This window comes from Ruegeria sp. AB10, assembly GCF_056542745.1.
The window spans coordinates 282,582-295,108 of sequence record NZ_JBQGAI010000003.1; the positions used below are offsets into that span (position 1 = coordinate 282,582).

Here is a 12,527-nt window from a genome sequence, read left to right on the forward strand (position 1 = left end):
AGCACGCATCTGCACCGGTCTTCACGAAACGGCAGGGTTGAACGGGCCGTAAATCGCCCTTTATCACAAAGGTGTCGGCAACCCTTTCGCGCCCCAACGGTCTTGGATATGACGGGTGGAACGCCGCCAAAGACCTGCCTGCGTTGAACAATCGGGAGCGCATCCATGAAGTTTCGCCGTCCGGCCCTTGCCGCCATCCTTTGTGCGCTGCCTTTTGTGGCTCTGGCTGAAACCCCGCAAGACGCGCCGGGCCTGATGGTCGAGCTGAATGCGGTGGAAGAGGTCGAAGGCGCCTGCCGCCTGACCTTTCTGGTCGAAAATCAAACCACAACGTCGATCGACAGCGCCAGCTATCAGGTGGTGATTTTCGATGCCGAGGGTGTGTTCGAACGGATCACCCTGTTCGGATTTCGGGATCTGCCAGCGGAACGCCCGCGGGTCAGGCAATTTGATATCCGGGGCATCACCTGCGAAAACCTCGGGCGTGTTCTGATCAATGGCGTCAGCAGCTGCACCGTCGGGGGCGCCGACAGCGATATCTGCGACCGGACACCAACCTTGCACAGCCGAACAGAAGTGGAGCTTTTGGGATGAGTTTTCTTGACGCCCTGCGTGAAATCCTGGCCCTTGGCGGGCCGGTGGTTGCCATCCTGATCGCCATGTCCGTGGTGACGCTGGCGGTGACGCTTTACAAGCTCTGGCAATTCGCGGCCTCGGGCGTCGGGCGGCACCGGGTGCTGTCGCAGGCGCTGGAGGCCTGGGATGCCGGTGACAAGCAGACCGCCCGCGCGCGTCTGGCCAAAAGCCACAGTTACCTTGCGCCGCTGGTCGGGGTCGCAATGGACGCGCCGGATGCGCCCGGTCTGGATCAGCGATTGGATGCCGAGGCAGGGCTGGCGCTGGCCGGGCTTGAACGTGGTTTCCGCCTGCTGGATACGGTGGCGCAGCTTGCGCCCTTGCTGGGACTGTTCGGTACCGTTCTGGGCATGATCGAGGCGTTCCGCAGCCTGCAATCCGCCGGCTCTTCGGTTGATCCGTCGCTGCTGGCGGGCGGTATCTGGGTGGCGCTGGTGACCACGGCCGTGGGTCTGGCAGTGGCGATGCCGACCTCGATGGTGTTGTCGTGGTTCGAAAGCCGCACCGCGCGCGAACGGGTATTTGCCGACAAGGCCCTGCGCACGGTGCTGGTGCCGGGGCAGGCTGTTCCGCCGGCCGAGGAAACGCAACCCATGGCGGCCACGCCCGGACATGCGTAACCCTGCACCCTTCGTCAGGCGGCCCATGGCGATGACACCGCTCATCGACGTGATCTTTCTGCTGTTGCTGTTCTTCATGCTGACCTCGACCTTTTCGAAATATGGTGAGATCGAGCTGAGCAACGCCACGACCGGAGGTGCATCGACGGACGCACCGCAGGACCGCGCCTTTGTCCAGTTGAGCGAAGACCGGCTGGTGCTGAACGGTGCGCCTGTCACGCTGGATGAATTGACGGCGCAGGTGACCACAGGGCAGGTTCTGGTCAGCCTCGATGCCGACACGACGGCGCAGCGGCTGGTGGACCTGCTTGTCCTGCTGCGCGGGCGTGAGGGCCTGAGCGTGCTGGTGCTGGAATGATCCGCCGCAGCCGCCCCCGCCGCAAACGCGACTCGACCATAGCGTTGATTAATGTCGTGTTTCTGATGCTGATCTTCTTTCTGATCGCGGGCACCGTGGCCACGCCGTTGGACCCCGATCTGGATCTGGTCGACACCTCGGAACTGGACGGGCAAGAGCCGCCGGATGCGCTGGTGCTGCACCGGGACGGCACGCTCAGCTTTCGCGGTGCGCCGATGGACCCGGACACCTATATGGCCGGGCGCGACCCCGGGCCGGTGCGGATCGTGCCGGATCGCGAGGCCTCGGGCGCGCGGCTGATCGAGGTCACTGGCGAATTGCGCCGCCTGGGGGCGGATTCCGTCTTTGTCGTGACCGAGAAGGCGCTGGAATGATCCGGGGTTCGATTGTCGTCGCGGTCCTTGCAGCGCTGTTGTCGCTGCTGCTGCACCTGATGGGGTTGGGCCTGACCGCACCCAGGTTGATACAGCAGCCGGATGACGCAGGCCGAGGGGACTCGGTTGAGCTGAGCAACAGTTTCGAGGATCTTGTGGACACAGTCGCCGAACCGGTGGAACCCGAACCGCCCGAGGCGCCGGAACCGCCGGTGGAAGAGGCCCCGGAACCTGCGCCCGAACCGGCCGAGATTCCGACCAGCGAGGTGCATGTGGCCTCGGACGATCCGCAGAAAACCTTTTCTCCCGATACCGGCACGTCCGAAATCCTGCAACCGGTCGCGCCCGATCCGGTCGAGGCCCCCGAAACGCAGGACACCACCGATGGCGACAAATCTGCCAGCGATGAAGTGGATGAGACCCCACCTGCCGAAGTGGCAGAGGTTGCCGAAACGCCAGAAGGCAGCCCCGAAGCCACGGAACCGGCCGAAGAAACCCCGACCGCGCCCGAGCCCACCGAGGCCGAGCAGATTGCCGCCCTGCCGGAGTCAACGAAAGACCCGGTGCCATCGGTTGCTCCGGTCGTGCCTGCTGAGAGTGACACGGTCGAGGCCGATATCCCCGCCGCCCCGACCGAACCGGTGCCCGATGCCGAGGAAAACAGCGAGGAGCCGGAGCAGGCCCTGACCTCGTCGATCCGGCCACGCCTGCCGGACCGGACTACGCAGCCTGAACCGCAAGGCACGTTGCGCGGGGCACGGGATTTCAGTGATCTGAAATACCCGACCCAAGAGGTCGAGTCGCCCCTGACCACCTATCAACGCCAAGGCAGGGATTTGTTCACCTCAGGCAACAGCGGCACGCGTTCGGGCGGGCGGGGTCCCGGAAACTCGGACAGAACCAATTATGCCGGGAAGGTTCTGGTCCATCTGAACCGCACGCGAGTCGTTTACACGGCGGCGCGGGGTTTTGCGGTGGTGTTTTTCGTGATCAACGCGGACGGAACCCTGGCCTATGTCGAGGTCGTGGACACCAATGGCTCACCTGATCTTGAACGGGCGGCCAAGGCGCAGGTCCAGGCGGCCTCTCCGTTCCCGAAACCTCCTGGGGGTGTCAGCAGGTCGCTGTCTTTTGTCTATTCCAGCAACTGAACCGCCGGTAGCTTACAGTTTCTCGAAATACAGAATGACCTCGCCCAGCCGTACGCCATAGCGCGAGACATAGGCCCGGTTCAGCAGGCGGTCGTCGCTCAGCAGCCACATCCAGTCGTCGAAATTCACCCGCATGGTGCCGTCTTTCACCGGCAGGTCGATCTTGTATTTCCAGTTGAACGTGTCCCCGCGCTCGATCCCGCTGGCGGTGCCCAACACACCCGGCGCGGTGCCGGTCCAGCTATCCTCGCCGGTTTTGGTCAGGCTCCAGATGCGCTGTTCGGTGGCGCCGTCGTCATAGACGAAATCCTCGACCAAGGTCAGGGTTTCGCCATCCCAAGTGCCGTCGATCTCGACCGTAAAGCGGCGGGGCACATTGCCCAACACATCCTGAAACTGACCATAGGCGACGGTTTTGCCCTCAAAGAATTCCTCAAGGTTCAGTTGCCGGTCGGACAGGAAGGTCTTGGGGATGCGTGGTTTGGCCGAACAGGCTGCCAGCGCGGCAAGCCCCAGAACTGCGAGGGCGGCGATCAGAAACCGGCGGGTGATCATTGCAATGTCCTCGTCTCCGCCGTGGCGTCATAGCCGTTCGAGCCGCTGACATGCACGGGCTTCGCCTCGGGCGCCGGGCGCATCGTGGCGATCAGCTCGGCAACCTTGAAGCCGAATTTGCGCATCTCGGAGCGGTTCATGATCACACCGTTTTCAGTCAGGTACATCCAGTCGGTGACGTCCAGAGTGTGACCGCCCGCGTTCTTGGGCAGGGTGATGCGATAGGTCAGTTTCACCGTCGACCCCGAAATGATGCCTTTGCCCTCGCCTACGATATCCTCCGCCGTGGCGGTGAACGTGTTGCCGGTGCCCAGTGTCAGGTACCACTTGCGGGTCATCTGCTTGCCATTGGAATAGGTGAAATACTCGGCCAGCGTGCCGGTATTGCCGTCCCATTCGCCGACCATGCGCGCGACAAAGCTGTTCGACATCTTGCCATTGGGCCCATAGATCAGGCCTTCGGACAGGATTTCTCCGTTCAGGTTTTCCTTCATTTTGAAGGCAGGCCCGGTGGCGGTGTAATACGATGGTGCCTGCGACCGGAAACTCAGGAACCGGCGCTGGGCGATGATCAGAACAAGGGTAGCAACGAGAAGGATGGCTATGACCGTCATTTGGCTGAGACCTCGGTAGGCAGCGTCAGGACCAGCCCGAACGCGCCGAGTTTCAGGATGCAGGGCAGCACGGCATAGGCGAGGTTGAGTGTCCGCAACGCCTCGGCCGAGTTTGTCTGCCCCGGAGTGAACCCGCTGCGTTCCAGCAGCGGCAGAGTGAAAAAGGCAGCGAGCGCAAGGCCCAGCTTGCCTGCAAAGGACCAGATGCCAAAAGCGGTCGAGGCGTTCAGCCCCGCGCGCGTCAGCACCACCGAGAACATGGCAGGCAACACCACCATATCCGCCCCCAGCGCCGCGCCCGAGGTCAGGCAGATCACCGCAAATCCGGTCAGATTGCCAGCCGACAATGTGGCCGCCCCGATAAAGCCTGCGATCGACAGCGGCATCGCAATGATCAGGGTCTGTTTCGGGCCAATCCGGTTGCTGAGCCTGGCCCAAAGCGGCACGCTGGCCCCGGCGCTGAGGAAGAACAGGATCAGCAGTGACCCGGCTTTTCCGGGCAATTGCAGCCGGTCCTCGACAAAGAACAGAAACAGGGTTGAGGTGATCGCCACAGGCAGGCTGTTGACCAGCGCCAGAAACAACAGGCGCAGCGCCCCGGCCTGACCCAGCCCGGCGAAAGACAACCCTTGCCCGGTGATCGGGGTCCGACGCCAGATCGGAATGGTCAGGATCAGGGTCAGGACGGCCAGCAGGCCCAGAAACAGCCCGAACGCCGGATAACCCTGCGCACTGGCCCCGAAGGCCACAAACAGGGCGGGGGCGCTGGCGGCCAGGATAACTCCGGTCAGCTGCCCGCCCTCGCGCCAGGCGGCCAACGTCATCAGTTCCTTGGCGTCTGCCTGCTTCGCCAGCGTCGCGCTGCGACCATAAAGCAGGATGGTCCCCAGACTGTAGGCCGAGAACAAAACTACCAAAACAGAAACTAATACGGCAATGCTTGTCCCTTCGGACAGGCCGAACAATGCCGGAAACCCGATGGCCAGCCCGATCGCGGCGGTGATGGCGAACATAAGTTGCGCCCGTGGCCAGCGGTCGATGGCCCAGCCAATCAGCGGGTCCTGCACCAGATCGACGATGCGGATCACCAGCAGAACCGTCCCGATCATCCCCAACCCGATGCCCAGATTGACGGCTGCAAAGCGCGGCAGGTGGATATACAGCGGGATACCCGCCGCAGCGAGCATCAGCGCGTAGAGACTGACCCGCGGATACAGCATCACTGCCCGCGCAATCTCTGCGTGAAGGCGGCAGAGCGGGTGTTTTCACCCAGAAAAACCGACATGAAGCTGCGTTTGATGCCGGGATATGACATCGTGCAGGTCTTGCGCCCGTTCAGCCAGAAGGACACCCTGTCCGGCCCCTCGGACACCGCCAGATAGCGATCCCCCTTTTTGACCGCCTTGAAACAGGTCTGAAGCTGATCACGTACGGGCGCGGCGCGGCCGATGCGCTGCATTTCATCAAGGGTCGAATTCACCAATGCCTTTTGGCTCACGTTGCGGCGGTATTGCAGTTGCAGCCCGAAATCCTGGTTCCAACTGAACGCCGCACCACCCGGAGTGAACAATTGCGCGTCATAGACTGGAAGTCCGAGATAGCGAAACGTCGCGGTGCCGCGCAGCTGAGCGCCGTCCAGCGCATTCAGGCCCGAAGACGCCACCAACCCGTCCGGGGCCAGCAGGGCAAGCGACACAAGTGCGGCCCGAACGGGGTTAGATGTCGGCCGAGGCCGGGATGACCGGATCTTTTGCAAGAATGCCATTGTCAGCTCCGAGTGTCTGCGGGGTGCCGCTCAGGCGCTCGACAACATGCATCGCGCTGGCAATCCCGTCTTCGTGAAACCCATGCCGATTATACGCACCGGCAAACCATGTTCGGTTCTGTCCCTGCATCTCGCGGATTTGCCCTTGGGCCTTCAGGGCTGCCTTGTCGAACACCGGATGGGCAAATTCGACCTGATCATAGATTTTGTCCGCGGGAATTTCTGACGACGCGTTCAGCGTCACAAATAACGGATCGCTGTCCGGGATGTTCTGCAGCCGGTTCATCCAATAGGTGACCCCGACATTCCCGGCTTGCGAGCGATAGGTCCAGCTGGACCAGCAGGCGCGTCTGCGCGGCATCTGGCGCGGATCACAATGCAGGATGGCAGTGTTGGGCTGATAGCGAATAGACCCTAACGCGGCTTTTTCGGCCTGCGTCGCGGCCTCACCCAGAATGGCGAGTGATTGATCGGAATGGGTGGCGAGGATGATCTCGTCATACAGATCGGCCTGCCCCTGGCTGTGAACGGTCACGCCGGTTTCATCCCGCTGAATGCGGTCGACGGGCGCGGCCAGACGGATTTCGCTATTGCGCGTGCGCAAGGCGGCGTCGATGCGGCGGACATATTCGATGCTGCCACCTTTGACCGTGTACCACTGATGCTGATTGGCGCGACCGCTGGCCAGCAGGGCGTGGTTCTTGAAAAACTGCACCAGCGAGCGCGCCGGGAACTGATCCACAAACTCAACCGGGGTCGACCAGATCGCGCCGCACATCGGCATCAGGTAGTTGTGGCGGAACCAGTGACCCAGGCGCAGCTGGTCGACCAGTTCTCCGATCGTGGTGTCGTCATCCCGCGCGGCTTCGGGGGCCTCTTTGCCGAACCGCAGGATGTCGGCGATCATCTTGTAATAGGCCGGGCGCGCGAGGTTGCGTTTCTGCGCCGTCAGCGTGCGCAGGTTGTTCAGGCCGTATTCGATACGGCCATCGTCAATGGTGGCGCCAAAGCTCATCTCGGACTTGATGACAGGTACGTTCAACTCATCGAACAGGCGCGTCAGATAGGGGTAGGTGCCATAGTTGAAGACGATGAAGCCGGTATCGACAGGCTGATCCCCGGTCTTGCCCGCCATCACAGTGCGTGCGTGGCCACCCAGCCGGGGTTCGGCCTCATACACGGTGACATCGTTTTTGTCAGAGAGATAGTAGGCAGCCGACAGGCCAGAGATACCTGCCCCTACGACTGCGATTTTCTTGCGTACGCCCCGGGTTTCGTCGAACATGCCATCCTCTTTGTGCGACATTTTACAATAGGATACGCAGGATGGGCCGGGGTGGATCAATCTGGTTAGAAGTTTTTCTCAAATGCACTATGTCGTGAAGTCTGGTGAAGTGATCCAGCCCTTTGTCCCGCCCGTAACAGATGAGACTCGACTGGAATGGGCGCATGAGCAGTTTTGACGGAAAAACCTATTGGATCATTGGTGCCAGCGAAGGGCTGGGCCGGGCGTTGGCCGAGGTGCTGAGCCGTCAGGGTGCGCATCTGATCCTGTCCGCCCGAAATGCCGATCGTCTGGCCGAAATCTGCGCCGCGCTGCCCAATGCGCAGGCGGTGCCCTGTGACGTGACCGATCTGGAGTCGGTGCGCCGCGCCGCAGTTGAGGCCGGAGAGGTGGATGGGCTGGTCTACAATGCCGGGGCTTATGAGCCGATGCGCTCGGGTGATTGGGAAACCGATGCCGTCCTAGCGATGACCGATGTGAATTACACCGGCGCGCTGCGGGTCCTGGGCGAGACGGTGCCCGGGTTTGTGCGTGCGGGGCGGGGGGATATCACGCTGATCGGCTCGCTGTCCGGCTATCGCGGGCTGCCGGCTGCGGTGGGATATGCGGCCAGCAAGGCGGCGCTGATTTCTCTGGCCGAGACCATGCGGTTCGATCTGGCGGGCGCGGGGGTGACGGTGCGGATCGTCAATCCGGGTTTCATCAAGACCCGGCTGACCGAGAAGAACACGTTCAAGATGCCGATGCTGATGACGCCCGAAGATGCGGCGGATCGGGTGGTCAAGGCGATGTCACGCCGCCGCTTTCGCACCGATTTCCCGGCGCCGTTTTCGTGGTTTATCCGGTTGATTGACTACCTGCCAGATTGGCTGATCTATCGTGGAAAATAGACCCTAATCAGGTCATTTCAGCCAAACTTCCCCTGACAGAACCAGCCCGCCGACAGGGTGCCTCCGTGGCCGTAGAACAGCCACAGCCGTTCGCCCTGTTCGGTCACCACCACCCAATAATCACGCACGCCGCTGCGCCAGTTGGGATCGTCCAGCCACCATTCCGGCGCGATCCGTTCGGGGCCGGTGGCCTGTGCCAGCTGCCAGTCGCGGCCACGCCAGCGAAAGGCGGTTGGAACATCGGGAGTTTCCGGGGCCATCACCGGCTCGGGCTGCCACATCTGCAGGGGGCGCGGACGCGGCGGGGCGGGCCAGTCGCGCGCCGGTTCCGACCATGCCGCCGCCAGAACCTGCGCCGTTTTCTCAGGGATATGCGAGGCTGCGGGGTGCAGCCTTGTGATCGCATCCAGCCCAACCCGCGCGCCCAGTTTGCCGATCAGGTCTTCGACGGCGGTGTTGCCCGCTAACCGGTCCTGCACGGCGCGGCGGGCCTCGGCGTGACCTGCCACCGTGCGGGCGTGGATGGGTTCGGTCTGGATCGCCTCAAGCCGCAGCATGTCGATGCCATAGCCCGCATCGATCTGGTCGATTTTCATCTCTAACAAAGGGCGAATGCGGTATTTGTCATGGGTCGGGCGGGCCAGTCCGACCTCGATGATCTCAGCCGCCTGATCGGCGCGATGCGCCTCCAGCCGCAGGGTGCGGACGCCGCGGCCTTTGTCTTCCAGTTTGGTGCAGAGTGTCGGCAGCACCCGGTCGATGGCGGCCATCACGTCCTCGGTCAACCCGATCGGGTTGGGCAGGGTCATCCGCACCGCGAAATGATGCAGCGGACGCGCGGGCGAGACCGGCTCGGGCGCGCTGCCCATCGCCTGATCCAGCCGCAGCACCAGCCCGCGACCGAACCGCCGCGCCAGAGACGCACGCGGCTGCCCCAGCAGATCGCCGATCCGGCGCAGGCCCAGACGGTTCAGCTGCGCGACCACCTGATCCTCGAGCCGCAGCGCCGCGATGGGCAGCGGGCTGAGCGCGCCATAGGATTGCCCCGGCGCCGCAATGCGTGCGCCGCCGCCCAACGCCACCACCTGTGGCGCGGCGCCGCCCCTAGTCCAGTGCCGCCGCTTGGTAGCCCGGGCGCGGGTGGCGCGGGCCTCCTGGCTGATGGCGTCGCCATTGCGATCGGAGATGGCCTCTTGCCCCGCGTACCGCGCCAGCGCCCAGGCCGCGCCCAGCGTGTCGGCAATGCCCATCTGAACGCTCAGCCCCATATCGGCGCAGTCGGTTTCAAGCGCGCGCATCAGTGCCTCTTCGCCGCCGAACAGATGGGCGCAGCCCGACAGGTCGACAATCAGCCCGTCCGGCGCCTCTTCGGCCACCCACGGGCTGAACTTGCCCGCCCAGCGACGTAGCGCGGTCAGAAACACGGCCTCGGCCGGGGCGTTGCGGGGGCGCGTCACCAGCGCCGCACACATGGCATGAGCATCGCGCACCGGCTGACCGACGCGCAAATCGGCGGCCTGAGCCTCAGCATTCAGCGAGGTGATGACCTGCATGTTCGATTGTTCGGCCACCACAGCCAAAGGCCCATCCTGCAGGCCCCGCGCGGCGCGGACCAGCCGTTCAGCCCCCAGACGGGGGAACCACAGTGAGAGTATTCGGCGTTTGGGCATCGGCAGACATCAAAATGTTCCCATTTTGTTCTTACCGTAGAATCGCCTGCAGAGTCCACGCTTACCCGCAGGTCAGGCGCTGAACGATCCCGGCCTCGTCAACAAACACGTTCAACCGGTCGATGCGGTAATCCTGCGTGGCCAACCCGTCCGGCCCCAGCACCCGCGCACGTTCGGGCAGCGAAGCCTGAATGGTCGAGACCGGCTGACCGATGGAACTGGCAAAGGCGTCGCCCTCGCAAAAGGCCAGATCGACCGGAGCGGCCTCGGGTGCAAGGCGGGCGTCTTCGGGTGCGGGCGGTGTCTCGGCACAGGCGGCCAGCAGGATCAGGATCGGGATAAAACGGTGCATTGGCGTTCCTCTTTCCGGCAATGTCGTTTCTGCAATATCAAGTCATTAGCCAATCTGTCACGAAACGACAGTTGAAAACACCCTGCAATTGACGCAGGGTCGGGGCAAATTTGACTGGGAGACAAGCACCATGCGTACCCGTGCCGCCGTCGCCGTTCAGGCGGGCAAACCTTTGGAAGTGATGGATGTGAACCTCGAAGGCCCCAAGGCGGGCGAGGTTCTGGTTGAAATCAAGGCCACCGGCATCTGCCACACCGATGAATTCACCCTGTCGGGTGCCGACCCCGAGGGCCTGTTCCCGGCCATTCTGGGCCACGAAGGCGCCGGCGTCGTGGTCGAGGTCGGCCCGGGCGTCACCAGCCTGAAGCCGGGCGATCACGTGATCCCGCTCTACACGCCCGAATGCCGCGAGTGTGAATATTGTCTGCATCCCAAGACCAACCTCTGTCAGGCGATCCGCTCCACGCAAGGGCAGGGGCTGATGCCCGACGGCACCTCGCGGTTTTCGACGCTGGATGGTGACCCGATCCTGCACTACATGGGCTGTTCGACCTTCTCGAACCACACGGTTCTGCCCGAGATTGCGCTGGCCAAGGTGCGTGAGGACGCGCCCTTCGACAAGATCTGCTATATCGGTTGCGGCGTGACCACCGGTATCGGCGCGGTGATCAACACCGCCAAGGTGGAAATCGGCAGCCGCGCCATCGTGTTCGGTCTGGGCGGTATCGGTCTGAACGTGATCCAGGGCCTGCGTCTGGCCGGGGCCGACCAGATTGTCGGTGTCGACCTGAACCCCGCCAAGGTCGAGATGGCCACCAAATTCGGCATGACAGATTTCGTCAACCCGGCCGAGGTTGAGGGCGATCTGGTCCCCTATCTGGTCGATCTGACCAAGGGCGGCGGTGATTATACCTTTGACGCCACCGGAAATGTCGGCGTGATGCGCGCCGCGCTGGAATCGGCGCATAAGGGCTGGGGTGAATCGATCATCATCGGCGTGGCGCCTGCGGGGGCCGAAATTTCGACCCGCCCGTTCCAGCTGGTCACGGGCCGGTCATGGCGCGGCACGGCCTTTGGCGGCGCGCGGGGCCGGACCGATGTGCCGAAAATTGTCGACTGGTACATGGAAGGCAAGATCGAGATCGATCCGATGATCACCCACACCATGGGGCTGGACGACATCAACCACGGCTTCGACCTGATGCATAAGGGCGAGAGCATCCGTTCGGTTGTGGTTTACTGAGGCTCTAAATCAGCTGAAATTGCTTATTCGGCGCGCTGATTGGCGCGCCGTTTTCATTTGCCCGGCCGCGATGCCCCGGTATCTGAGCGCGGCGACCGGACCCGCAGAACCGGTGTATTGACCGAGGCGTTCGAGCGGCTCTCGCGCCAGACCACGAACACACCCGATGCGATGATGATGCCAGCCCCGACTGCGACCCAAGCGTCGGGGCGCTCGTCAAAGAAGATCATGCCGAACAGCGTGGCCCAGATGATCTGGCTGTACTGGCTGGGGGCCACAACCCCCGCAGCGGCTGCGCGGTAGGCCAGAATGATCAGATGCTGTGCGATCACCGAGAACACACCCACCAGTGCCATCATCGCCAGATGCAGCAGTGACGGGGGCAGATATACGGCAGGCTGCGCAAGGCTCATCACCACAATGGCCAGCAGCATCGGATAGAGGATCAGCACCGCCGAGCGTTCCTCATTGCCGATCTTGCGCACCAAAACAGAGCCTAATGCGCTGCAAAACGCCGCTGTCAGCGCGGCGAGGTGGCCCAGTGTGATCTCGGTCGCGCCGGGGCGCAGGACGATCAGCACCCCGATCAGGCCGACCCCCACGGCGGCCCAGCGTTGGGCGCGGACGATCTCTCCCAATATGGGAATCGACAGCACCGTGACGATCAGCGGGAAGGAGAACAGCAGCGAATAGACCTCGGCCAGCGGCAGCACAGAAAACGCATAGAAGGCGCAGACCATGGACGTGACCACGAGGGCCGAGCGCAGCAGCACCAGCCACGGGTGGCGCGGCAGGAAGTTCCCGGTCGTGCGGTCGGCCAGTATCGTGACAGCCATCGGCACAAAGGAAAACAATGTGGCGAAAAAGATGATCTGCATCACCGAATAGGTGCCGCCCAATACCTTGATCAGCGCGTCATGGCTGGCAAAGACCGCAAAGCCCGCAAACGCATAGCCAAGACCCCTAAGGGTGGTGTTCTGAGTGCTCATGAATCGGCCTCGGGTGATGTGTCGG

15 protein-coding genes are annotated in these 12,527 nt (G+C 63.0%); 7 read left to right on the top strand and 8 right to left on the bottom strand.

What is annotated here, in order from left to right:
* The first annotated feature begins 165 nt into the window (after positions 1-165).
* From ACR0NT_RS08835 to ACR0NT_RS08855, 5 genes are read left to right on the top strand one after another with little or no spacing between them, the layout of a single operon-like run.
* Positions 166-594 carry a hypothetical protein gene (locus tag ACR0NT_RS08835; protein ID WP_170672770.1) on the top strand — a complete coding sequence of 143 codons (429 nt, stop codon included), beginning with the start codon at positions 166-168 and terminating at the stop codon, positions 592-594.
* Positions 591-1,256, top strand: coding sequence for a MotA/TolQ/ExbB proton channel family protein (locus ACR0NT_RS08840; protein ID WP_170672772.1), 666 nt, complete (start codon positions 591-593; stop codon positions 1,254-1,256). Before ACR0NT_RS08835 ends, ACR0NT_RS08840 begins: the two co-directional genes overlap by 4 nt.
* A gap of 31 nt (positions 1,257-1,287) precedes the next feature.
* Positions 1,288-1,614 (top strand): biopolymer transporter ExbD, encoded by a 327-nt coding sequence (locus ACR0NT_RS08845; RefSeq protein WP_170672774.1) that lies wholly within the window; start codon positions 1,288-1,290, stop codon positions 1,612-1,614.
* Positions 1,611-1,988 carry an ExbD/TolR family protein gene (locus ACR0NT_RS08850; RefSeq protein WP_170672776.1) on the top strand — a complete coding sequence of 126 codons (378 nt, stop codon included), beginning with the start codon at positions 1,611-1,613 and terminating at the stop codon, positions 1,986-1,988. Before ACR0NT_RS08845 ends, ACR0NT_RS08850 begins: the two co-directional genes overlap by 4 nt.
* The gene (locus ACR0NT_RS08855; RefSeq protein ID WP_170672778.1) at positions 1,985-3,139 is read left to right on the top strand and encodes an energy transducer TonB; all 1,155 of its coding nucleotides are present in this window, start codon (positions 1,985-1,987) and stop codon (positions 3,137-3,139) included. Before ACR0NT_RS08850 ends, ACR0NT_RS08855 begins: the two co-directional genes overlap by 4 nt.
* A 12-nt stretch (positions 3,140-3,151) precedes the next feature.
* On the opposite strand, the gene ACR0NT_RS08860 is transcribed toward ACR0NT_RS08855, so the two are convergent.
* Genes ACR0NT_RS08860 through ACR0NT_RS08880 form a run of 5 tightly spaced genes read right to left on the bottom strand, consistent with a single transcriptional unit; the run spans position 3,152 to position 7,358 of the window.
* Positions 3,152-3,694 carry a DUF3833 domain-containing protein gene (locus tag ACR0NT_RS08860; protein WP_170672780.1) on the bottom strand — a complete coding sequence of 181 codons (543 nt, stop codon included), beginning with the start codon at positions 3,692-3,694 and terminating at the stop codon, positions 3,152-3,154.
* Positions 3,691-4,308 (bottom strand): DUF3833 family protein, encoded by a 618-nt coding sequence (locus tag ACR0NT_RS08865; protein WP_170672782.1) that lies wholly within the window; start codon positions 4,306-4,308, stop codon positions 3,691-3,693. Before ACR0NT_RS08865 ends, ACR0NT_RS08860 begins: the two co-directional genes overlap by 4 nt.
* A complete protein-coding gene (locus tag ACR0NT_RS08870) occupies positions 4,305-5,528 on the bottom strand; it encodes an MFS transporter (protein ID WP_170673314.1) in 1,224 nt (407 codons plus the stop codon). The genes ACR0NT_RS08865 and ACR0NT_RS08870 overlap by 4 nt, the downstream gene beginning before the upstream one ends.
* Entirely contained in the window at positions 5,528-6,004 is a 477-nt protein-coding gene (locus tag ACR0NT_RS08875; RefSeq protein ID WP_480442928.1) for a chalcone isomerase family protein, read from the bottom strand. Before ACR0NT_RS08875 ends, ACR0NT_RS08870 begins: the two co-directional genes overlap by 1 nt.
* A gap of 19 nt (positions 6,005-6,023) precedes the next feature.
* Positions 6,024-7,358, bottom strand: a complete 1,335-nt coding sequence (locus tag ACR0NT_RS08880) for an FAD-dependent oxidoreductase (RefSeq protein WP_170672786.1) — start codon at positions 7,356-7,358, stop codon at positions 6,024-6,026.
* Positions 7,359-7,522: 164 nt separating this feature from the next.
* Here ACR0NT_RS08880 and ACR0NT_RS08885 point away from each other — a divergent pair, with 164 nt between their 5' ends.
* Entirely contained in the window at positions 7,523-8,248 is a 726-nt protein-coding gene (locus ACR0NT_RS08885) for an SDR family NAD(P)-dependent oxidoreductase (RefSeq protein ID WP_170672788.1), read from the top strand.
* Positions 8,249-8,265: 17 nt separating this feature from the next.
* On the opposite strand, the gene ACR0NT_RS08890 is transcribed toward ACR0NT_RS08885, so the two are convergent.
* Together ACR0NT_RS08890 and ACR0NT_RS08895 are read right to left on the bottom strand one after the other, a co-directional pair.
* Positions 8,266-9,918 (bottom strand): Y-family DNA polymerase, encoded by a 1,653-nt coding sequence (locus ACR0NT_RS08890; protein ID WP_170672790.1) that lies wholly within the window; start codon positions 9,916-9,918, stop codon positions 8,266-8,268.
* A gap of 61 nt (positions 9,919-9,979) precedes the next feature.
* Positions 9,980-10,270, bottom strand: coding sequence for an I78 family peptidase inhibitor (locus tag ACR0NT_RS08895; RefSeq protein WP_170444218.1), 291 nt, complete (start codon positions 10,268-10,270; stop codon positions 9,980-9,982).
* Positions 10,271-10,400: 130 nt separating this feature from the next.
* On the opposite strand from ACR0NT_RS08895, the gene ACR0NT_RS08900 reads away from it, so the two are divergent.
* Positions 10,401-11,513 carry an S-(hydroxymethyl)glutathione dehydrogenase/class III alcohol dehydrogenase gene (locus ACR0NT_RS08900; protein WP_170672792.1) on the top strand — a complete coding sequence of 371 codons (1,113 nt, stop codon included), beginning with the start codon at positions 10,401-10,403 and terminating at the stop codon, positions 11,511-11,513.
* A gap of 53 nt (positions 11,514-11,566) precedes the next feature.
* Here the strand turns inward: ACR0NT_RS08900 and ACR0NT_RS08905 are convergent, their stop codons facing one another.
* Positions 11,567-12,502, bottom strand: coding sequence for a DMT family transporter (locus tag ACR0NT_RS08905; RefSeq protein ID WP_170672794.1), 936 nt, complete (start codon positions 12,500-12,502; stop codon positions 11,567-11,569).
* Between the last annotated feature and the right edge of the window lie 25 nt (positions 12,503-12,527).

Bases quoted from the DNA above. Each gene is read 5' to 3' on its own strand.
- ACR0NT_RS08835 (WP_170672770.1), top strand. From the start codon at position 166: ATGAAGTTTCGCCGTCCGGCCCTTGCCGCCATCCTTTGTGCGCTGCCT.
- ACR0NT_RS08840 (WP_170672772.1), top strand. From the start codon at position 591: ATGAGTTTTCTTGACGCCCTGCGTGAAATCCTGGCCCTTGGCGGGCCG.
- ACR0NT_RS08845 (WP_170672774.1), top strand. From the start codon at position 1,288: ATGACACCGCTCATCGACGTGATCTTTCTGCTGTTGCTGTTCTTCATG.
- ACR0NT_RS08850 (WP_170672776.1), top strand. From the start codon at position 1,611: ATGATCCGCCGCAGCCGCCCCCGCCGCAAACGCGACTCGACCATAGCG.
- ACR0NT_RS08855 (WP_170672778.1), top strand. From the start codon at position 1,985: ATGATCCGGGGTTCGATTGTCGTCGCGGTCCTTGCAGCGCTGTTGTCG.
- ACR0NT_RS08860 (WP_170672780.1), bottom strand. From the start codon at position 3,694: ATGATCACCCGCCGGTTTCTGATCGCCGCCCTCGCAGTTCTGGGGCTT.
- ACR0NT_RS08865 (WP_170672782.1), bottom strand. From the start codon at position 4,308: ATGACGGTCATAGCCATCCTTCTCGTTGCTACCCTTGTTCTGATCATC.
- ACR0NT_RS08870 (WP_170673314.1), bottom strand. From the start codon at position 5,528: ATGCTGTATCCGCGGGTCAGTCTCTACGCGCTGATGCTCGCTGCGGCG.
- ACR0NT_RS08880 (WP_170672786.1), bottom strand. From the start codon at position 7,358: ATGTTCGACGAAACCCGGGGCGTACGCAAGAAAATCGCAGTCGTAGGG.
- ACR0NT_RS08885 (WP_170672788.1), top strand. From the start codon at position 7,523: ATGAGCAGTTTTGACGGAAAAACCTATTGGATCATTGGTGCCAGCGAA.
- ACR0NT_RS08890 (WP_170672790.1), bottom strand. From the start codon at position 9,918: ATGCCCAAACGCCGAATACTCTCACTGTGGTTCCCCCGTCTGGGGGCT.
- ACR0NT_RS08895 (WP_170444218.1), bottom strand. From the start codon at position 10,270: ATGCACCGTTTTATCCCGATCCTGATCCTGCTGGCCGCCTGTGCCGAG.
- ACR0NT_RS08900 (WP_170672792.1), top strand. From the start codon at position 10,401: ATGCGTACCCGTGCCGCCGTCGCCGTTCAGGCGGGCAAACCTTTGGAA.
- ACR0NT_RS08905 (WP_170672794.1), bottom strand. From the start codon at position 12,502: ATGAGCACTCAGAACACCACCCTTAGGGGTCTTGGCTATGCGTTTGCG.